Annotated in this window: 21 protein-coding genes, 2 pseudogenes and 1 other annotated feature; of the genes and pseudogenes, 7 read left to right on the top strand and 16 right to left on the bottom strand. The window is 60.8% G+C overall.

What is annotated here, in order from left to right; all coding sequences use genetic code 11:
* Window positions 1–7 precede the first annotated feature (7 nt).
* A complete protein-coding gene (locus tag P9292_RS01030) occupies window positions 8–283 on the top strand; it encodes a hypothetical protein (protein ID WP_309839577.1) in 276 nt (91 codons plus the stop codon).
* Window positions 284–363: 80 nt separating this feature from the next.
* Window positions 364–642, top strand: coding sequence for an HU family DNA-binding protein (locus P9292_RS01025; RefSeq protein WP_309851932.1), 279 nt, complete (start codon window positions 364–366; stop codon window positions 640–642).
* A 29-nt stretch (window positions 643–671) separates the two neighbouring features.
* Here the strand turns inward: P9292_RS01025 and P9292_RS01020 are convergent, their stop codons facing one another.
* The gene (locus P9292_RS01020) at window positions 672–818 is read right to left on the bottom strand and encodes a hypothetical protein (protein ID WP_309957808.1); all 147 of its coding nucleotides are present in this window, start codon (window positions 816–818) and stop codon (window positions 672–674) included.
* Window positions 819–971: 153 nt separating this feature from the next.
* On the opposite strand from P9292_RS01020, the gene P9292_RS01015 reads away from it, so the two are divergent.
* The 3 genes from P9292_RS01015 to P9292_RS01005 all read left to right on the top strand — a co-directional run bounded on the left by P9292_RS01015 (window position 972) and on the right by P9292_RS01005 (window position 3,260).
* On the top strand, window positions 972–1,412 hold the full coding sequence (locus P9292_RS01015) for an SET domain-containing protein (RefSeq protein ID WP_309851926.1): 441 nt from the start codon (window positions 972–974) through the stop codon (window positions 1,410–1,412).
* Window positions 1,413–1,537: 125 nt separating this feature from the next.
* Window positions 1,538–2,776, top strand: coding sequence for a hypothetical protein (locus P9292_RS01010; RefSeq protein WP_309852009.1), 1,239 nt, complete (start codon window positions 1,538–1,540; stop codon window positions 2,774–2,776).
* Between the two features lie 160 nt (window positions 2,777–2,936).
* Window positions 2,937–3,260 carry a hypothetical protein gene (locus P9292_RS01005; protein WP_309851923.1) on the top strand — a complete coding sequence of 108 codons (324 nt, stop codon included), beginning with the start codon at window positions 2,937–2,939 and terminating at the stop codon, window positions 3,258–3,260.
* A 167-nt stretch (window positions 3,261–3,427) separates the two neighbouring features.
* On the opposite strand, the gene P9292_RS01000 is transcribed toward P9292_RS01005, so the two are convergent.
* Window positions 3,428–3,673 (bottom strand): hypothetical protein, encoded by a 246-nt coding sequence (locus P9292_RS01000; RefSeq protein WP_309852014.1) that lies wholly within the window; start codon window positions 3,671–3,673, stop codon window positions 3,428–3,430.
* A 175-nt stretch (window positions 3,674–3,848) separates the two neighbouring features.
* On the bottom strand, window positions 3,849–4,643 hold the full coding sequence (locus P9292_RS00995) for a hypothetical protein (RefSeq protein ID WP_309851921.1): 795 nt from the start codon (window positions 4,641–4,643) through the stop codon (window positions 3,849–3,851).
* A gap of 587 nt (window positions 4,644–5,230) precedes the next feature.
* On the opposite strand from P9292_RS00995, the gene P9292_RS43060 reads away from it, so the two are divergent.
* Window positions 5,231–5,656: a DUF4148 domain-containing protein gene (locus P9292_RS43060; protein WP_404989480.1), complete on the top strand. Its 426-nt coding sequence runs from the start codon at window positions 5,231–5,233 to the stop codon at window positions 5,654–5,656.
* 49 nt (window positions 5,657–5,705) lie between these two features.
* Here the strand turns inward: P9292_RS43060 and P9292_RS00985 are convergent, their stop codons facing one another.
* The 4 genes and pseudogenes from P9292_RS00985 to P9292_RS00970 all read right to left on the bottom strand — a co-directional run bounded on the left by P9292_RS00985 (window position 5,706) and on the right by P9292_RS00970 (window position 9,227).
* The gene (locus P9292_RS00985; protein WP_309851919.1) at window positions 5,706–6,005 is read right to left on the bottom strand and encodes a type II toxin-antitoxin system RelE/ParE family toxin; all 300 of its coding nucleotides are present in this window, start codon (window positions 6,003–6,005) and stop codon (window positions 5,706–5,708) included.
* Window positions 6,002–6,259, bottom strand: a complete 258-nt coding sequence (locus tag P9292_RS00980) for a type II toxin-antitoxin system ParD family antitoxin (protein WP_053572633.1) — start codon at window positions 6,257–6,259, stop codon at window positions 6,002–6,004. Before P9292_RS00980 ends, P9292_RS00985 begins: the two co-directional genes overlap by 4 nt.
* An 878-nt stretch (window positions 6,260–7,137) precedes the next feature.
* Window positions 7,138–8,340 (bottom strand): annotated as a pseudogene (locus P9292_RS00975) (IS91 family transposase).
* Window positions 8,341–8,345: 5 nt separating this feature from the next.
* On the bottom strand, window positions 8,346–9,227 hold the full coding sequence (locus P9292_RS00970; RefSeq protein ID WP_309851916.1) for a site-specific integrase: 882 nt from the start codon (window positions 9,225–9,227) through the stop codon (window positions 8,346–8,348).
* Window positions 9,228–9,857: 630 nt separating this feature from the next.
* Here P9292_RS00970 and P9292_RS00965 point away from each other — a divergent pair.
* On the top strand, window positions 9,858–10,166 hold the full coding sequence (locus tag P9292_RS00965) for an HU family DNA-binding protein (RefSeq protein WP_309851217.1): 309 nt from the start codon (window positions 9,858–9,860) through the stop codon (window positions 10,164–10,166).
* A gap of 33 nt (window positions 10,167–10,199) precedes the next feature.
* On the opposite strand, the gene P9292_RS00960 is transcribed toward P9292_RS00965, so the two are convergent.
* The 9 genes and pseudogenes from P9292_RS00960 to P9292_RS00925 all read right to left on the bottom strand — a co-directional run bounded on the left by P9292_RS00960 (window position 10,200) and on the right by P9292_RS00925 (window position 18,976).
* Window positions 10,200–10,400, bottom strand: coding sequence for a hypothetical protein (locus P9292_RS00960; RefSeq protein WP_309851913.1), 201 nt, complete (start codon window positions 10,398–10,400; stop codon window positions 10,200–10,202).
* A gap of 202 nt (window positions 10,401–10,602) precedes the next feature.
* Complete coding sequence (locus P9292_RS43055) at window positions 10,603–10,761, bottom strand: hypothetical protein (RefSeq protein ID WP_409015108.1); 159 nt, start codon at window positions 10,759–10,761, stop codon at window positions 10,603–10,605.
* A gap of 19 nt (window positions 10,762–10,780) precedes the next feature.
* A complete protein-coding gene (locus P9292_RS43050) occupies window positions 10,781–11,005 on the bottom strand; it encodes a hypothetical protein (protein ID WP_409015107.1) in 225 nt (74 codons plus the stop codon).
* Window positions 11,006–11,190: 185 nt separating this feature from the next.
* Window positions 11,191–12,431 (bottom strand): annotated as a pseudogene (locus P9292_RS00950) (IS3 family transposase).
* Window positions 12,013–12,129: a sequence feature (AL1L pseudoknot), on the bottom strand. Its footprint overlaps the pseudogene before it by 117 nt.
* 15 nt (window positions 12,432–12,446) lie before the next feature.
* Complete coding sequence (locus tag P9292_RS00945; RefSeq protein WP_309851911.1) at window positions 12,447–13,076, bottom strand: hypothetical protein; 630 nt, start codon at window positions 13,074–13,076, stop codon at window positions 12,447–12,449.
* A 389-nt stretch (window positions 13,077–13,465) separates the two neighbouring features.
* Window positions 13,466–14,554: a hypothetical protein gene (locus P9292_RS00940; protein ID WP_309851908.1), complete on the bottom strand. Its 1,089-nt coding sequence runs from the start codon at window positions 14,552–14,554 to the stop codon at window positions 13,466–13,468.
* Window positions 14,555–14,967: 413 nt separating this feature from the next.
* Entirely contained in the window at window positions 14,968–15,201 is a 234-nt protein-coding gene (locus P9292_RS00935; protein WP_309851905.1) for a hypothetical protein, read from the bottom strand.
* Window positions 15,202–15,724: 523 nt separating this feature from the next.
* Window positions 15,725–17,488, bottom strand: a complete 1,764-nt coding sequence (locus tag P9292_RS00930; protein ID WP_309851902.1) for a sensor domain-containing phosphodiesterase — start codon at window positions 17,486–17,488, stop codon at window positions 15,725–15,727.
* A gap of 21 nt (window positions 17,489–17,509) precedes the next feature.
* The gene (locus P9292_RS00925) at window positions 17,510–18,976 is read right to left on the bottom strand and encodes a diguanylate cyclase domain-containing protein (protein WP_309851899.1); all 1,467 of its coding nucleotides are present in this window, start codon (window positions 18,974–18,976) and stop codon (window positions 17,510–17,512) included.
* Between the last annotated feature and the right edge of the window lie 240 nt (window positions 18,977–19,216).

Raw genomic sequence — 19,216 nt, 5'->3', positions numbered from 1 at the left:
CGAACAGATGAGAAGATCGGCAGAGAACAAGTTGCGGGTGGTAGCAGTGCGCATCGACCCCGTCATCGAGCAGCGCTTGCGGGTGCTGGCCGAGGCCACGGGGCGCAAACAATCGTTCTTTCTGCAGCGGATGATTGAAGAGGGCATCGAGGCCATGGAGGAAATCTGGCTGTCGCCACAGACGCTTGCCAAGGTTCGAAAGGGCGATTTCCCTGAGTTGCTTGACGCGCGCAGCGCGACTTCGGATTTGTTCGACTTGGATGTGACCGACGCAGACTCGTAGAGAGCAGAGGGTCCGCGCTCCGATGCGCCGCCAGCGTTCGGTATGAACGGGTTTGTCTCTAACCGAAAGGAAAGGTTTTAATGAACAAGCAGAAACTGATTGACGCAGTGGCGTCCGGAGCCGGTACGAGCAAGCTCGCCGCCGAGGAAGCCATCAATGCCGTGTTTGAGACGATCGCGAAGACGGTGGCGGCAGGCGATGCCGTTCAACTGATCGGCTTTGGCTCGTTTGGCGCCGGCGAACGCGCTGCGCGCACCGGTCGCAATCCGAAGACCGGTGAGCCGATCGAGATCGCGGCAGGCGAGACGGTCAAATTCACCGCGGGCAAGGCGTTCAAGGACGCCGTCAACCAAGCCTGAGCGAGGGCGGCGCCCGTCGCGCCACCGACTTAGAAGAGTTGCGCATCAAGCGGCCGCAGGCTATTGAGCTTGACGGCCGTGCGACGTTCCGTGCCGTCCGCATGAATCGAGCGGATCATGATCCGTCGGCCACGCGCTTCGCCCAGCACCTCAACGATGCGATCGTCGTACCGCATAAGGGTACCGCGGGGCGGTTTGCGTTTGATGCGGCTGCGACCGGAAGAAGGCATAGGGGTATCGACGGGCGTGCGGCGATCGTATCATGCCCAGATGCCGCGGCGGCACATCGTGTCGCTCACCAGGTCACAGCAACAGGGAAGGGCAAAAGCATGCGCCGCATCGTTGTACGTTCTTCGCCGGTCCACGGACGCGGCGTATTCGCGCTCACCCAGATCGGTGCTGGCGAGACGATCCTGGAATACAAGGGCAAGCGGGTGTCGTGGGCACAAGCGCAGCGCCAGTTTGCGCGCTCGGCCGCCGAAGACGGCCATACGTTCTACTTCGATCTCGACGACGGGCGCGTGATCGACGGTGCACAGGGCGGCAACTCGGCGCGATGGATTAATCACAGTTGCGCGCCGAACTGCGAGACCGAGCAAGACGGCAGTCGGGTGTTCTTTCACGCGCTGCGCGACATCGCGCCAGGCGAAGAGTTGTTTATCGACTATCGGCTTTTTGTGGAAGGGCGAAAATCTGCTGCGCTCAAGCGGCTCTATGCGTGTCGCTGCGGGTCCGACGCCTGTCGAGGGACGATGCTGGACCTGTCCTGAAACCGCCGATGAAATGATGCGCACGCGCCAACAACTATCGAACTTCACCAATCGCACCTCGACCATCGCACCTGCCCGACCGCGACGGCGTCGACGGTGCACCCTGTTGATGAAACGTGACTGTCATGCCCTCACCGAAATGGACATTCGCTTCACGCTTTAGACGCAATGCGTTCGGGTGGCGGTCGTCGCTACCGATCCAACGCCTGAAGGAGGCGGTGTCTGAGATTCGTTCGGTCGCGCGTACGGATCGCGCGCTCGCCGCCAAGGGGGCCGTTCTGCTGCTTGAAAAGCTATCACCCGCATTCGAGCAGGTCGACAGTTCCTCGGGCGCCCTGGGCAGTGCAGTCAATCGCACGATCGACGCGCTTGTGCCGGTGATCGTAGCGGCCGACGTGACGCTTGCTGTACGCCGACGCTGGCTGGACAGGCTATTTGAGGCCTTGCAAGACGATCAGACGCCCTACATCGAGCATCTGGGTGATCACTGGGGCGCGTTGTGCGTGACGCCCGAGTTGGCGTCGGAATGGGCGGATCGGCTGTTGCCGCTTGTCACGCACGTGCTTCAGGCCGAAGGCTTCAACTACTTCGTCGGTACGGTGCCGTGCTTGAGTGCGCTTTTCACTGCCGGCCGCTTCGCGGAGCTTGTTGAGCTCGCCCAGCGTGATCGGCTGAAGTCCTGGTGGTATCGACGGTGGGCCGTTGACGCGCTGGTTTCCCTCGGACGTCCGGGCGATGCGCTTCGTCTGGCTGAAGCGAGTCGAGGGCTGAACGCGCCCGAGCACGCGATCGCGCGAGCGTGCGAGACGATTCTTCTCGGGTGCGGCATGAGAAACGAAGCCTACGAGCGCTACGCCATTTCCGCGAATCGTTCAGGCACGTACCTCGCAACGTTCCGGGGCATCGCCAAAAAATATCCTGAAAAATCGCAGGAAACCATCTTGTCCGACCTGGTGCGCAGCGAGCCCGGGTCGGAAGGCAAGTGGTTCGCCGCCGCAAAAGACGCCCGCCTTTTCGATCAGGCGGTCGCGCTGTCCAGGCAGAGTCCCACCGATCCGAAAACGCTCATTCGCGCGGCGCGAGATTACGAGACGACGCAGCCGCAGTTCGCGATGGAGTGTGCCGTCTCCGCGCTGCATTGGATGGAGGCCGGCTATGGCTACGAAATCTCGGCGACTGACGTCATCGATGCCTACGATGCCCTCCTTGCCGCGGCGCTCGTCGGTCGTGTGACGAAGGCCGCGGTGGACGGCTGTGTGCGAAGCCTGATTCGCAATGCAAATTCGCTGGTGGGGCGAGCGTTGCACATGCGCATGGAAGCGCCCGGCGCTAAAAAAGAAGAAAAGAGCAAGGGTATCGGCTGATGCAGCCCTTGGGCGTCGCGCACTTCTATGCGTAAATCCGGCACGGTCCGATCGTTCGCAGCCAAGGCCCAAAGACCGGCCGGCTGCGCGCCCGCATGCTTCCTTGACTTCCCGAGAATCTGAATACGCTGGTCTCAACCAATCAGGAGATGCACAGCGTATGAAGACAACCGCAGTCGACCGAAAACATCACGTCCCCGGTACGTCGCCCGGCGTGCTCAAGCGGACTTCCCTGGAAGCTGAACGCGAACTCGCTCATATACGCAAAGTGGCGACGGTAGTGCGTGCAACATCAGCTCCGTTGGCGATAAGCGTTCGGTACTGGAGGGCACGTCTGCATGAGCTACGCGTCGCCTACGCGTTGCTGCCCGTCCAACTTGCCCGGCTGTCTGCGCTTGAGCTTGACGTCGAACAGCTTGACGTCGAACAGCTCGCAAGGAAGCAGGTGGACGTCGGCACGAGCGACGAACGCCGCGTGGCGTAGCGACGTCCTCGAAGCCTCGGGGCCTCTGAACTCGAGTCTCAAACGGGTTGAGTTTGCCGCTTGCCGCGGCGAAGCCTCAGTGCTCGATTGCTGCCTCTCGACAACGGGCGGCGTCTCGGCGAGTCCGTCCGTGAGGCCCGACTCATAGAGCTTTCCGGACGTCGATGTCATAGCAGAACGGCTTGTTGCAAAAGCTCTAAGGCTTTCAACTCGTTCAGGCAACCGGTGCGCGCCTTGCCGGCGAGCGTCTTCAAGAGTGCCTCGGCGATCGGTGGAATACCGTCAAGACCGTCTAAGTTGGTTTCCAAAGCGGCGAAGGGCGGCGTTGCTGTAGATTGCGACGGTGACAACGGGAGCAGCGACTCCCCGGGCGCAGAGATGGGGGCGGGGGCGTGGCTTTCGATGCGCTCCAAGGGGCTGTCGGCGCGGGTTGCAACGGCACTGCTGACGTTCTCGTGCTGAGGACTCCCAATGCTGTCGCCGTCGCCCGCCGCGTCAACTGGCAATGGCTCGGTGTGCGGGTTACTAGAAGTGCTAGGCAGCGCTCCATCCATCTCGCTGGTGGGAGCGGCTGCGACCTGCGTATCCTCATAGGCCGCCGCAGCGGTTGGCGCGTGCTTGGCCAGGCGCGCGCACGCGTGATGCGGGCGCGAGCAACTGCGCGACTGACTCGGGAATGTCGGCTTCCGCGCGAGGTGTGTCGAGCCAGCCCGCAGGCAGGCCGAGCCCCATGGTGAAGCGCTCCGCTTCGGCATCATCCATGCGCTTTTTACCGTGGAGTCGGTGCGCCATATTCGAACCGCTAAGACCCAAGACCGCGCCGAGCTTGACCTTCGAACCGTTGCGGGTGGTGAGAACGTGAAGATTGGCCTGCCTGATCCGCTCTACGGTCGCACCGCCGTCTGGCTGGACCTGCTTCCTTCCGGCTGCTTGATGCGACCGGTGCGATTTCGGCGAATCTTCAGCTGTCGCAGCTCGACCGCTTGTCTGCGCAGAAGCCTTTTGGGCACGGGTCTTGAGCGCGCCCGACGCTTCCTTCGAACTCTTAGACGGCATGGTCGTATCCTTGGACAAGCTGCTGGCAAGCAGCGATGGCTTCTGCACGCTTGGAAGAAGGGGTGCTGCGTCGATGTCACCTTCATCGACGATCTCGTCCGTATGGACGAACACGAGCGGCGCCTTCAGGCGCGGAATGGTCTCCGGCGAGAGCGCCGGATGATGTTGGTCAAAGTAGCCGGAAGGTAGCCCGAGCGTCGTTTCCATATGGAAGGCGGTTTCGGGCGTAAATCGCTCTCCGCGCATCAGCTCGGCGATCCGGGTCATGCTGGAGTCAAGTCCCAACGCGATATTCTCCGCGCCGACCGCATCGACGAGGAACTTCAACGAACGAGTCTTAATAATCGACGCCGGCGTCGCTCCGCCATTGGTCTCTTTTGAAGGAGGTTGGCCTCGCGGTGGGTGCTTCGGATTCGTCAAGTGTTGAGGTTGGCGCCGACTGTTTGGCTTGCCCCGATATCCCGCATTCGGTCCGCGGGTTTGACTCATAGGAGAACTCCGGTGCGCTGCGTGAAATTTGCGCGTTCCATTATATCGGCCGTCGTTCGATCCGAGCGACTATGCCCGCGCACGCGTAGGTGTCGCGGTAAAGGACGCGTTCGCGCAGCGTGGACCGATTGCGATCAGTGGCGTGCCGCGGTGAGCCTGGGCGGCGAGGTGCGTCCGCCTAGCGGCGAACGCGTGCCGCAACGTGAACATTTCTTGGCGCACTCGCTAGTTGTCGGTCCGCCTGTTGCAACACCGCTTCGGACAACGGCAGGTCCGCCGCCTAAAACCCCCATCGCCGCTCGACTTCGGCGCGCTGCAAACCGGGCTCCAGAGCCGCCTCAGCGCGTGCATGAATATTTACATCCGTGTTCCGATAGCCCGCATCTTGCACAAAGAACGTGACGTAGACGAGTTCGATAAGCTCGTTGAAAAGATACGCCGATCCAGCACCGGCCCGACAGGCGGCGAACGTCAAGTGGTTCAACAAGGCGACAGGCTGCGCTGCTGAAGACGGGAGGGAGCCGTTGACCCGCGCGCAGGTAAAGGCAGAACTGGTCCAACTCGAACGCGCTGCATATAGCCCGAGCATGGATCGCGTGACGTATCTGGCCGAGATCCGAGCTGCCGAAGCGAAGGTCGCGGCGCAGAACGGGCAAACGAGCTACGGCGGCGTGGCTGACACTGCGTCGGCTTCGGGCGCCCCGGCTCACACCGGCGATAGCAGCGCGCCTGACTATTTCGGTCATTGTTCGCCCGACGGAGAGCTACGAGGCTCCTGCTCGAAGAACTGGCCGGTGTGGTGGTACCGCAGACGGCCAGTTTGCTTAATTGCACCTCCGCCACCGGCGTAGCCGATGGCTTGCCCAGCACTTAACTCGTTCTAGCTTTCTTCGTGGGTGTTTAGGGGAAAAGGATAGCGGCGATGTCTCTGGCGCTATGCAGGACGTGAATGACGTCGATGCGCTCGGGTTGACCCGTGACGCGGTAGAAAATTTGGTAGCTGCCGTGAACCCGATGCCGCACGCCGCGATCTTCGTATCGAGGCACGAGCGGGTAGGCGAGGGGCATGTCTGCAAGGCTCATGCACTTGTCACGCATCTCACGAACGAAGCTTAAGGCGCGGCGCGGATTGTCGCGGGCGATGTAGTCGCCGATGGCCTCAAGCTCGGCCTCGGCGGCCGGTAAAATGCGAACAATCATGCCTTGCCGTTCATCATCGCCTGATACTTAGCTTCAAGTCGGTCGAACACTTCTTGGCCGGGTTGTCCTCGGCCAGCCTCTGAATCGGCGATGCCTCGCTCGATCACGGCATCCAACGCGGCAAGCTGCGTCTCGCGATCCTGAATCAATCGCACGCCTTCGCGCAGCACTTCACTCTTCGAGCCGTACCGTCCGGTTTCGACCAGCTTCGTAATGTATCCCTCGAGCTGTTGTCCAAGGTCTGCACTGATCATGGTTCTGTCCTCCAGGCAAGTCACCCCCACAGTATAACCCTTAATAACTATTATCAAGCGTAGTCAGCACCGTCTGCTGCAAAGGACAGCTCAGACAACGGCGCAGGAGGCCGGTGTCAATGTTTTTAGCAAACAGACCGCTCAGGAGGAGTGGGACGATACGGTTGTAGAAGTCCACCGGCTCCGCGATCGCCCGCGAACCTGCACCTTGCAAGGCCTAGCGGAAAGCGTTCGCGCACTCCGTGCGCGATGTTGGCATTGATGAGGCAAGCAGCCGGATCGGCAAAGACGGTGACAATCTGCTGTCGGCGTGTGTCTCCACAGACCAGATCCGCGATGACGGGCGGCCTTGAACCGCGGCGCGGCAACCATCACAAGGCTCATTGCTTGCCGGTTTTGCGGCGATTCCCGGCCCGTCAACGAAGTCGGGGCAAAGAGAAGGGCCCCGCTGCTCGCTAATCGGCCTTAGCGGACGGTCTATTCACGGCGATGGCACTGACATCGGAGACCGGCATTAAAGCTATTCCTGCTAATGCAGAGGATTCTTAACGAAGTACAGACGGCGCAATGGGTCCGCATTGGCACAACGTAAGGGCCGTCTGTACTTCGTTAAGAATTCTTTGAGCTAAGCCGCTCCGCAGACGGGGGGCTATGAGTATTGAATCGAAGTGCGTATGCGATGTACGAGCCGACAGTATTCGCAGCGTCCGGGACGGATCGCTCTCGGCCAATTCTAGTGAAGAGAAGCCCGCGCAGCGCACGCGATAAACAGGCGATGCGAGGTGCTTCATGAGACGGTCGACGGCTTTTGGCCGAGCGATTCCACCGGCGTCCGCGGGACGCACGGGAATCGGTGTTGGATGTGAGCGGATCGGGATTCATCGACGATTCGCTGGGGGTGCTCGCGGTGGCGCACCAAGTAATAAGCGCTCGATGCAGAGCATGCGCCCGCGCGAACATACAGGACAGACGTCGAGCGAACGACCTGTGAGTTTCGCGTAGCGGTCGCGATAGTCGGGTTCTGGTGCGTGGCAAGTCACGCGAACAGGCTCGACGTTGAGGAGATGGCGGCACACACTCAACTTAGCCTCACGCAAGCGATTGCAGAGCAACCCATAGTGACGGATGCGTTGCAACCCGCGCGGTAACACGTGCAGCAGGAAGCGTCGAATAAATTCGTGGGCGTCCAGCCCCATCACGCGTGACCGGCCCGGATGGCGATAATCCTTCCAGCGGAAAGTAACGCGTCCGTCAGTCAAACCGATGAGGCGGTTGTTGGAGATCGCAACGCGGTGAGTATAGCGTCCGAGATAATCAAGGACCTGCTGCGGGCCGCCAAACGGCTCCTTCGCGTAGACCACCCATTCGGCGCGCCGCGGACCGGCGAGATAGCGAGCGAATTCGCTCCGTTCGGCGAGGTGCGCGAGCGAGGAGAAGAAGCGCAACTCGCCCATGTCGAAGGCATGCTGCAACCGCTCTAAGAACAGTCGTCGAAACAGACGCGAAAGCACCCGCACGGGCAAGAAGAAACCTGGCTTGCACGCCACCCAGCGGGCGCCGTCGGAAGCGAGGCCACCGCCCGGGACAACGCAGTGCAAATGAGGATGATGCACAAGATTCTGCCCCCAAGTGTGCAGAATCGCGATAAAACCGATCGTCGCGCCGAGATGGTGTCGGTCGGCTGCGATCGTGTGCAGTGTTTCGGCGGTGGCCTGGAACAGGAGGTCGTAGACTACCCGCTTGTTCTGGAAGGCGATGGACGCGATCTGCTCGGGAAGCGTGAAGACAACGTGGAAGTACGGCACAGGCAGCAGATCAGCTTGGCGGTCCTCGAGCTATTGTGCGCGGGCGAACGACTGACACTTCGGACAGTGCCGATTACCGCAAGAGTTGTAGGCGATGCGCTGATGCCCGCAGGTGTCACACTGTTCGACGTGGCCACCCAACGCGGCCGTACGACATTGCTCGATCGCGGCCATGACGCGATGCTGCTCGCGGCTAAGCGAGGCGGCGTGCACTTCCCGATAGGCGGGGCCGTGACGACGCAGAACGTCCGCTAGTTCCAGCGCGGCGCGCATCATCGCACTCAGTCGGTCGTGCGCGATGGCTCGGGGCAGACGAGCGTGGTGGGTTGCTGAGGCAGTCGATCGAACGGACTGGTCGTCGCGCAGACGGTGCTGGTTGCGACCTTCAGATAGACAGAGGTGGTGGCGAGGCTGCAATGACCGAGCAGCAATTGTATGGTGCGCACGTCGGTGCCGGATTCGAGCAGGTGCGTGGCGAACGCATGACGCAAAGAATGCGGCGTGATGGGCTTGCTGATACCGGCGCGGCGGCGAGCGTCCTGGCAGGCCTTCCGTATCACGTCGGCACCCACGGGCTGATCCGGGAAGCGGCCGGGGAACAACCAGCACTGGGGCCGACCAATGCACCAGTAATTGCGCAGAATTTCCAGCAGTCGTGGCGAGAGCATCACGTAGCGGTCGGCATGCCCCTTGCCCTGTTCGACACGCAGCGTCATGCGTTCGCTATCAATGTCGCTGACCTTCAGCTGGGTGGCCTCCGAGACACGTAGGCCCGCGGCGTAGGCCGCCATCAGCACGGTACGATGCTTGACGCTGCGGATCGCTTCGAGAAATTGGCTGACTTCCTCCTGACTGAGGATCACCGGCAGCTTGCGCGGCGTCCTGGACATGGGAATCTCGTCCACTGACCAATCGCGTTTGAGCGTGATGTTGTACAGGAAGCGCAGCGCTGCAGTGGCCACCACCAGGGTGCTAGATGAGCGCCGCTGCACCTCGATCAGGTGCACTTGCCAGAGATGCACCTCCTCGAGGCCCAGTAGTTCAGGGGAACGCCCGAAGTGCTGGGCAAAGGCGCTCACCTGCTGAAGGTAAGCGCGCTGCGTGTTGGCGGCGAGGTTGCGCACACGCATATCCTCAATCATGCGTCGACGTAGGGGTGTCATGGTGGACTCCGCTGAAAATGGGCACGGCAGCAAACTGCCCTGCCATGGTCCACCCGAACGGAGATGCCGCGCCAACGGTCCTCGAGCAGCCAATGCGACTGGCCGACCGCCTCCTCCCGCGTCAGCGGGTTAGTTCAATACGACTTATCACGCATGGGAAGCGCTGAGACGGCGCTGATTGTGGTCGGCTTGCGTCGTTCCGCGGGGCCTGCAAGTCCGAATCGCGTTGCCGGGCAACATATCTGGCGTTCCTTTGCCCGCTGTGCCCCTTTCTTAAGCGAACCGCGGAGATCGAGTGCTAGACAGACGGATTGCGTCGGCGCGACAGGCGATTCCGCGCGTCGTCGGTGCCGGTCGCCGAGGCCGTAGCCTAGCCGCGGCAGTTCATTTGATTAGCGTGGCGTTGCGCCGGAGGGTCGGCAAACCGCAAGCTGGTAGCTGCCTCCGCGCAGCGTAATTGTTCCGCGGCGCCGCGCGACGCTTACCTCAACGTGGGTGACGACCCTGGGCCATCTGCACACGCCAACCATAGCCGTGCACCTTCTAGCCACTTCGCCTCGATGCGCCTCACGGCGCGCATGTATCAATCGTTACACGCGTTGACCTGGGTGCTCGCCCGCGTCCGGTAAGATGACAGTCGATTCCAAAGAGGAAAGCCGAATGAACAAGCAGGAACTGATCGACGCGGTCGCCGCACAGGCGGGAACCAGCAAGGCCGCCGTGGAAGAGACGATCAACGCCGTTGTGAGCACGATCTCGCGCGAAGTGGCCGAGGGGAAGCCGGTTCAGTTGATCGGGTTTGGCAGCTTCTCCACCGGCGCGCGTGCGGCGCGGACCGGCCGGAATCCCCAGACTGGCGAGACGGTTCAAATCGCTGCCGCGAAAACGGTGAAGTTCACGGCCGGCAAAGCGTTCAAGGACGCAGTCAACGGCGCGTAAGGCAAACGGGGCGAGGAGGCTCCGCCCCGTTCGTCAGAAAAGCTGGCTGTCCAACGGCAACAGATTCACGAGCTTGATCGCCGTGCGTCGCTCGGTTCCGTCCTCGTGGACAGAACGGATCATGACGCGTTGCCCGCGCGCTTCGCCGAGCACCTCAACGATCCGGTCTCGGTAGTGAGCCAGTGTGCCGCGAGGCGGCTTGCGCTTGATAGGGCGATCAGCGGAGCGGGGCATAGGCGTATTGCAATACGGGCTTGACCGATTATCCAACGTTGCGCGATTCACCGCGACCCTTTTGTTCTTGTCTCTTCAGATTCGCACCGAGCCGCCGACTGCCATCCGGTCGTCCTTCGTCCACGGCTCGCAGTGTGTTCGCGGTCAGCGCAAGCGCTCCATTCACCCCACAACGGGCATATTCATGCGAAACGCATGAATGTCAGAATGGCATCTCGTCGAAATGGAGCGCGGCCTGCCGACGTTTCAGGTGCTTCAACCAGCTTTTGAATTGCTTGAGGTCTTCAAACACATGCAGATCTGCTTCCAGATCGCGCATGCTTTGCCGGAGCCCGACGATGTCATTCGAGAGATTGCGCAAGACGGTCCCGGGAGATACTTCAGCGAATGGAGGAATTCCGTAGGCATGCCTGAAGCCTGGCCTCGACGTGCAGGATTTCCTGGTCCAGTTCGCCGAGCTGCTCCCTGAGGATCTTGTTGTAATGCTTTAGTCGATCTTCGCTGATGACATTGATGGCGCGCTGGTCGATGTGCTCGAGCTCCAGTTGCAATTCCAGCAATTTCAGGAGATCGTTTTTGCCGTAAGCCTGGTTGGCCCGCTGCATCAGCCCGGTCTTGCGTTCGCGGTTCCTGAGGATCCGCTTCGCGATCAGGATGTAAAGCGCTGGCGAGTTTTCGATAGACCTCGCGGATAGACTGGCTCAACTCTGCCTGCTCTGCTTCCTGCTTGGCCTGCGCGGCGAGCTGTTTTGAACCGCCCCGGCTTTGTCGGAGACCGCCGAGTTCGGCGCTACGCCGCGCGAGCGGAGCGCACCAGATTCCGATTGTAGACTTCCTCTGCTTCCGCAGGCGATACGTACCCGAGCGGGCCGAGCAACCGATGGTGGTTGTACCAGTGCACCCATTCGAGCGTGGCGAGTTCGACATCCTGGTGCGTACGCCATGAACGGCGATGCACGACTTCGGTCTTTTACAAGCCGTTGATCGTTTCGGCCAGAGCGTTGTCGTAAGAGTCGCCGACAGTTCCGACTGATGGCTCAACGCCCACGTCCACCAAACGTTCGGTGTACCGAATGCTGAGATATTGCGACCCGTGATCGCTATGATGAATGAGCCCGGGCGGTGGCTGGCGATCGTGTAACGCCTAATTCAGCGCATCCAGCACGAAGTCAGTCTTCATCAATGCCGACACGCGCCAGCCGACGATACGGCGCGCAAACACATCGGTCACGAAGGCCACGTAGACAAAGCCCGACCATGTCCAGCAGTAGGTAAAATCTGCGACCCACAGCGCGTTAGGCCGCTCGGCCCGGAACTGACGTTTGACCCGGTCCAGCGGGCACGGCACCGCATCGTCGCGCTGCGTCGTCTTGATCCGGCGCCCACGCCGCACACCTTCGAGGCCCATCACCTTCATCAGGCGCGCAACCGTGCAGCGCGCGACCTTTACGCCATCGCGCAACAACTGGCGCCAGACCTTGCGCACTCCATACACGCCGAAGTTCTCGTCCCAGACCGCCCGGATGAGGGCCTTCAGTTTAATATCGCGACGCGCTCGTGCTGGCCATTGCTCCGGATCGCTGCGCCGCCCGGCGTGGCGGTAATACGTCGACGGCGCGATCGGCAGCAGGCGGCAGATCGGCTCGATACCGTAGACGTCGCGATGCTCGTCGATGAACGCGATCACGGCTTCGATCGGCGGTCGAGCTCCGCCTGCGCGAAATATGCGGAGGCCTTGCGCAGGATCTCGTTGGTCGTGCGCAGTTCACGATTCTCGCGCTCCAGTTCCTTCAGACGCGCTAGCTCCGAAGTTGTCGCGCCCGCTCGTTGGCCACGGTCGCGCTCAGCCTGAATGATCCAGTTGCGAAGCGTCTCGCGCGACATCCCCATCTTCGAGGCGATCGAGCGGATCGCCGCCCCCTGCGTTTGATACTCGTATTGGTGCTCGAACACCATTCGCACCGCTCGCTCACGGACCTCATCCGAATATCGCGTCCCGGTGGGCTTCCTTGCCCTGCTTTCGTTTTCCATACTTCAAATCTCCAATTACAGCCAAGATCCGAAGTCTCCTACATTCCCGGTGCGGTTCAGTTTTGCCGACTTCTTCCGTTTGGCGCGTCGCGCTTCCCGAGCCTGATTTGCGGCTGCTTCCTGCGTGTGCTGCTCTTCCATTCTGGCATGCGCGCGCTGCAAGACTTCGTCGGGCGAACTCATGTCGATGTCGTCACCCAGTTCAACGCCGAGCATTGCCTCGAGCGCCAACTTCATATCCTCGAGTTCGGCCGCCGCTTCGCTATCGTAGTCGGATTGGCTATGTCTGTTGTAAATGACCTTCAACTGCGCATCGTCGCTTTCCTCGATCAGATCGCCAGCCAGGCCGGCGATCAGCTCCGAGATGGTGCGCCGCTCGGCCTTGGTCAGTCCTTTCTGGTCGAAGGCACCATCGAGCCGATAAACCATCTTGACGTGCAGATCCGTCGATTCCCGTTCGAGAGGCAATAGTTCGTCAATGTACTTTTTCTGGAACGCCGGCATGACGGTCTCCCACGCCCGCAGACGGTCACGGCGCTTCTCGATCTGTCTGATCAGGGTGTTGAATGCCTTCTGTCCCCGGGACAGGCTAGCCTGGTTGTGGCCCGGCGCGATGCTGACGGCCTGGCGGATCGCCTTGGTCATGAGAGAGCTTCCGGTTGTCGCGGGAGTCGAAACCAAGGCGATATTTTAGCCGGATGCCGGCTGCGCAAGCGACCTGTGTGGTTCGAAGTTTGAAGGGCGACAGCACGGGTATCGGCATCAAGCTCGCGTGACGGTACCGCAGCATCGGACGGCGGCGTACTGCGTCCATGTCGATGCCGTCGAGCAGCCAATGCAACTGCTCGGCCGTCAGCTCGATCACCGCCTGTTACCGACGTGGCTAGACGATAGTTCCAGACGTCCCTGTTATAGCAGGACGGCTTGTTGCAATAGCTCCAACGCTTTCAGTTCGTCCAAGCGACCGGAGCGTGCCTTGCCCGCGAGCGTCTTCAAGAGCGCCTCTGCGATAGGTGCGATTCCGTCAAGACCGGCTAAGCTGGTTCCCAAAGTGGCGGAGGGTGGCGTGGCTGTAGGCTTTGCCATCGAGAATGCGGGCAGGGACTCCGCCGGTGCGGCGATGGCTGCTGGCGTTCCTGGCTCGGCGCGTTCGACGAAACCGTCGTCGCGGGTGACGGATGAATTGATGACGTTTTCGTTGTGAACGCGTGCTGCGCCGTCGTCCCCGCGGTATCGGCTGGCAATGCTTCACTGTTCGGGCTGCTCGCAGAGGTGGGCAGGGCGCGGTCGATCTCGTCGGTCGGAGCGGCGGTGGCTTGGGTGTCCTCATACGGTACCGCGGCGGTTGGCGCGGGTGCTCGACCGGGCGCGCGCACGCGTGATGCGGGCGCAAGCAGCAGCGCGACGGACTCGGGAATGTCGGCTACAGAGCGAGGTGTGTCTAACCAGCCCGCAGGCAAACCGAGCCCCGCGGTGAAGCGCTCGGCTTCAGCATCATCCATGCGCTTCTTTCCGTGCAGTCGGTGCGCCATATTCGATCCGCCTAGACCCAAGACTGCGCCGAGCTTGACCTTTGAACCGTTGCGTGTGGTAAGAACGTGAAGGTTGGCCTGCCTGATACTCTCTACTGTCGCACCGCCGCTCGCTTGGGACTGCTTCCGCCCGGCCGCTTGATGCGATCGGTGCGGTTTGGGCGAATTTCCTTCTCCGGAAGGTTGACCGCTTTCCCGCTCTGAAAGCTTTTGGGCGCGGGTCTTGGGCGCGCCCAACACTTCTTTCGAACTCTTAGACGACATTGTGGTGTCCTCGGACAAACTGCTGGCAAGCAGCGAAGGCTTCTGCGCACTTGGAAGGACGGGTGCTTCCCCGACGTCCCCTTCGTGGCTGAACTCGTCCGTATGGACGAACTCGAGCGGCACCTTCAGGCGCGCAATCGTCTCCGACGAAAGAAGTGGATGAGATTGGTCGAAAAAGCCGGACGGTAGCCCAAGCGTAGTTTCCATGTGGAACGCGGTCTCGGGCGTGAATCGCTCTCCTCGTAGCAGTTCTGCGATTCGGGCCAAGCTGGACTCAAGTGCCAAAGCAATATTCTCCGCGCCGACTGCATCGACGAGGAATTTCAACGAACGAGTCTTGATAATGGACGCCTGCGTGGGCCCGTCGTCACGCGCTCTTAAAGGAGGTTGGTCTCGCGGTGCGCGATTTGGACTCGCCAGGTGATGTGGTTGGCGTCGACTGTTTGGCTTGCCCCGATATCCCGCATTTGGTCCGCGGGTTTGACTCATAGGAGAACTCCGATGCAATGCGTAAGATTCCGGCAACTATTATATCGGCCGTCCTCCACGTGAACGACTCTCGTGAATCGCGGGTAGGGGCGAGGTGATGGCGCGTTCGTTACTGGATGACCTTATCGCCGTCAGTGGCGCGACGCGGTGGACTTGAGCGGCGAGGCGCGTCCGCTGGCGGCAAACCGCTTGAGCCGGTCTCGTGCATCGGCATGAACGTACTTTGGCGCGCTTGCTAGTTGGCGGTCGGCCTATTGCAGCACCGCTTGAAACGACGGTAGCTCGGCCGCCTCAAGTTCCCACAGTCGCTCGACTTCGGCGCGTTGCAAGCCGCGCTCGAGAACTGCTTCAGCGCGTGCATAGATGATTAAATCCGTGTCCCCATAGCCCGCATCTTGCACAAAGAAGGTGACGTAGAGGAGTTGGACAAGCTCATTGAAGAGATACGCCGATCCAGCGCCGGATTGACACGCCGCGAACGTCAAGTGGTTCGATAATGCGACGGTCCGTGCCGCTGACGAAGGGAGGGGAAGCAACATCTCTTTGCTGAGAGGTTTTCGAAACAGCGACCGGGCAGTTCGCGCGGAGGGGCGGCGGGATGACATCGGCGAAGACGGAAAGAAAGTGTACTCAACGGGTGCGGGGAAATAATATCAGGCCACTGGACGTGTTACTGTGGCGCGCGCCGCGTTGCCCCGCGGACTGAACGCCTATTCGGGCGTCGGCGAACTTGAGCGCATTGAAAAACGTCGCTTTCGGCAGTCGATGGATCGACGCAGAGTTGCGTTGGAACGTCGTCAGCCTGAGTGGACGACCGCTGTCAACGGGACCGGCGAAGCAAAGCAGGCGGCACTGCTCCCTGTTCGGCCTTTGCGGACGTCAAAGTTCTGGTGGAGTTCCGGCTGCTATCCGCTTCCTTCCGGTCTTTCCACTTGGCAGTCGCCGATCGCTGATAAGGCTTTCCCCGGAGGCCCATTGCACATGCGCCGATGCGCGCTGTAGCTAGGGCTAAAGCTGACAGACTGACCCCGCGAGCCATGCCGCGAAGACGTCTTCTTCCATTGGGCGTCCAATGAAGTAGCCCTGGATTTCGTCGCATCCCCAATCACGGACCTGACCAAGTATCTCGGCGGTCTCCGCACCTTCCGCGACGGCCTTATACCCTAATTCGTGAACCAGTCGAATGACCGAACGCACGATCGTCGCGTCGCGCGGGCTCGTCATGATGGCCCTGACCAGCGCTTGATCGATCTTCACTGCCGCTACGTCTAGCGAACTCAATTGCGTAAGGTTACTGAATCCCGAACCGAAGTCGTCGATTGCCAGGGACACGCCAAGCCGCCGGAGCGCGCTCACGTTGCTGGCGCTTCTCTCGGTGTGAAGCATGAGCGAGCCCTCCGTGACTTCGAGCTCCAGTCGTTGTGGACTGACGCCGGCCGATTGAAGCGCGACGTTCACCTGCTCCACGAAGTCGGCGCGTGACAAGTCCGAGCCAACGGCATTGACTGAGATGACGAGCCCCGGATGCTGTATGTGCCATTCAGCGAGTTGCCGCAGCGCCGTCGCCAGTACCCAATCCGTGAGTGCATTGATCAATGCGGTGTTCGCGATGAGTGGGACGAATTCACCTGGAGAGATTTCGCCCAACTGCGGATGCCGCCATCGGACCAGTGCTTCAGCGCCGACACATACCCCATCGATCAGGCGCACGCGCGGCTGATAAACGAGCCGAAGCTGGTTTCGGGCGAGTGCATCTTTGAACGAGTTGAGCAGCAAAAACGTCCTATGTCTGCCAAGACCCATTTCACGGTCATAGACAACTGCATTTGCGTGGCTTTCACGCGCCCGTTCCGAAGCGAAGATCAATGCTGCTATCAGGTCGGAAGGTCCGGAAGTGTCGCAGATTCGTGCAATGCCGACCGACGGTGTGACATCAATAGGCAAGTCTCGTCCGACGATCAAGGGACTTTCGAATGCCCTCACGCATTTCCGAACCATCTCGCTGATCTCGCCGCAAGACGCTTCAGTGACGAACAGATAACGAGCATAGCCGATACGGTACAGGGTGACGCCCGTTCCGAGCGCCCTCATCAGTCTGCTTGTCGTCGCCACTGCTACGGCGTTCACGGTCTCCAGTCCGACCGCTACAACCATTCTATTGATGTAGTCCAGCGTGCAGACGTCCAGGAGCACGGCATGCGCCGAAGCGCAGCTGAGGGCGGTGTCGTCCGTGAAGCGAGCAAGATTCGGCAAACCGGTCACGTTGTCGCGGTATGCATTCGAGCGTAATGCGTCGACTCGTTGTGCAATGAGTCCGGCGAGCGCCGAGAGACGCGATTGCTCGCTGTCACCGAAAACAGGCCGGCTTTCGCTGTCGATGATGCAAAGGGTTCCAATGGCATACCCGTCGTCGGTTACGACAGGCGCTCCCGCATAGAAGCGGATACTCGGCTCACCCGTGACCAATGGATTGTCGTGGAAGCGCTCATCGAGATTCGCGTCGAGAACAACGGTGGGCTCTTTCGACAGAATCGCGTGGCCACAGAAGGAAATCTCCCTGGCGCTCTCGGCGAGCTTCAAGCCTACACGTGACTTGAACCACTGCCGTTCTTTGTCCACGAGCGTCACCAATGAAATCGGAACGTCGAACATCTCGGCGGCCAGCCGCGTGATGTCGTCGAAGAACGACTCAGGCCGGGTGTCCAACAGGTAAGTGGAGCGCAACGCACTCAGTCGTTCGGCTTCGTCAGCAGGATACGGCGGTATGAACATGGCTTCCTCGGTCTAATGCACCTATTCAAGATGCGTCGCATATCCGTTACGACCGTCACGCTTTGCCCGGTACATCGCGGCGTCCGCCTGGCGAAGCAATTGCGCGCCATCATCGGTTGGTGGGACGCTTGAAGTCGCCACCCCGACACTGATGGTCAGGCATCCATAAGGACTATCACCGTGAAGGATGGAAAGATCATATATGCGCTGCACAGCGGCTGTGGCCAGCTCAACGAGTGCTGCCGCGTCGCCTTCCGGCACGATGACCGCGAACTCCTCGCCTCCGAGCCTGGCAATACTAGAGCCTTCCGGAAAGACCGTGCGCAGCGCGCGCGCAACCTCGGCCAGAGCGTCATCTCCTTTCCCGTGCCCGTAGCGGTCGTTGTAGCGTTTGAACCAATCGATGTCGACGAACATCACGCCGATTGCGCTTGCGCCTGCTCGTGCCTTGGCGAGGGCGTCGCTCAACGATCCGTCGAAACTGCGCCGGTTAGCCAGGCCAGTCAGTGGATCGAGTCGCGCGAGGACCTTCAATTCCTCATTGACAGCGAGCAAACTGGCCGCCAGTTCAAGCTGCTTCTTATGGCCCCGTGTTGCCTGTCGAAAGAATCGTTGCCTATCGGATAACACCGCCGCCATGAGATACGACGCCACCGTGCACGCAAGCGTGAATCCCTGAACTTCGAGAATCGCGCCCGTAGGAAAGCGAAATGACCCGAACGTGCTTTGCACCGGGTGGTTGACCGTTGTGACAACCGCGAACGCGGCGGTAATGAAGGTGCCTGTAATGGCGGCATAGCCGCCCGCCCACAGTACCGCCAGTACGATGGAAGGAAGGGCCCAATACGGCGAGATGAGATGCTTCGGAGCAAAGATGCTCGCGCTGACGGCAAGCACAATACCGTGCGCCAGCAGTCCTCTCGCGCAACGTCGTCGCGTGCTATTCCATATGCATCGATGTATCTGTCCGCGAAATGCCCGTCTTGCCATATAACCGATAGGCAAAAACACCGCGAGGCCGAGCGCATCACTGCGGAGCCAGGTTAAAGCTATCGTCAGGGCTGGCCAGCTCAATAGCACATGCGACAGTAACCCAATGAGTGCTCCCGCGACCGCCGCCGGAGCAAGCACGGCGAGCGCGAGGAACTGATACAGTCCCTTCGGATGCACGACAGGGGACACCGGCGCGAAGTGTCCTCCCAGAACGACCGACAAAATGGCAACCTCGACGACATTGCCCGAAGCGAAGATGAATGCCGTTGCGGCGTCGATATGAAGCCAAAGGTTCGCGGCGACGCCGCCGATCGCGACAGCCCCGATCATTTCGCGCCATGGCGTCTTCCGCCGCTGGAACAGCATGCCGACGATAAGCCCGTTAGCGGGCCAGATGCTGCTCACGCCCCATGTCGCATGCGTCAGAGCTATGCCGAAGCTCGCGGCTATCGCAAACGCGACCGAAATCGCGCTGACTTTTGAAAGCAACTTCATAGGACACGGTGGCCGACCAGGTGCGAAAGGACCGCTTTCTTGAACAGACTGGCATTGTGGAGATATAACGTATAACGACCGGATGCGACCGAACTTGAGCGCGCATGCTCCTGCCTTCGACGCACGCGTGCTGTAGCCGCTATCGCCGCGCGCACTGCTGCATCTGGCGCGCAAATTCGCAACTCACTGCCTCAAGTTTGATTCTGCTCGGCCGTAACTGAGGTCATCGGCTTCGGCGTC

The organism is Caballeronia sp. LZ001, from assembly GCF_031450875.1.
Lineage (GTDB): Bacteria > Pseudomonadota > Gammaproteobacteria > Burkholderiales > Burkholderiaceae > Caballeronia.
Note: the sequence above shows the minus strand (reverse complement) of the source record. Positions and strands in the feature narration are given on the sequence as shown.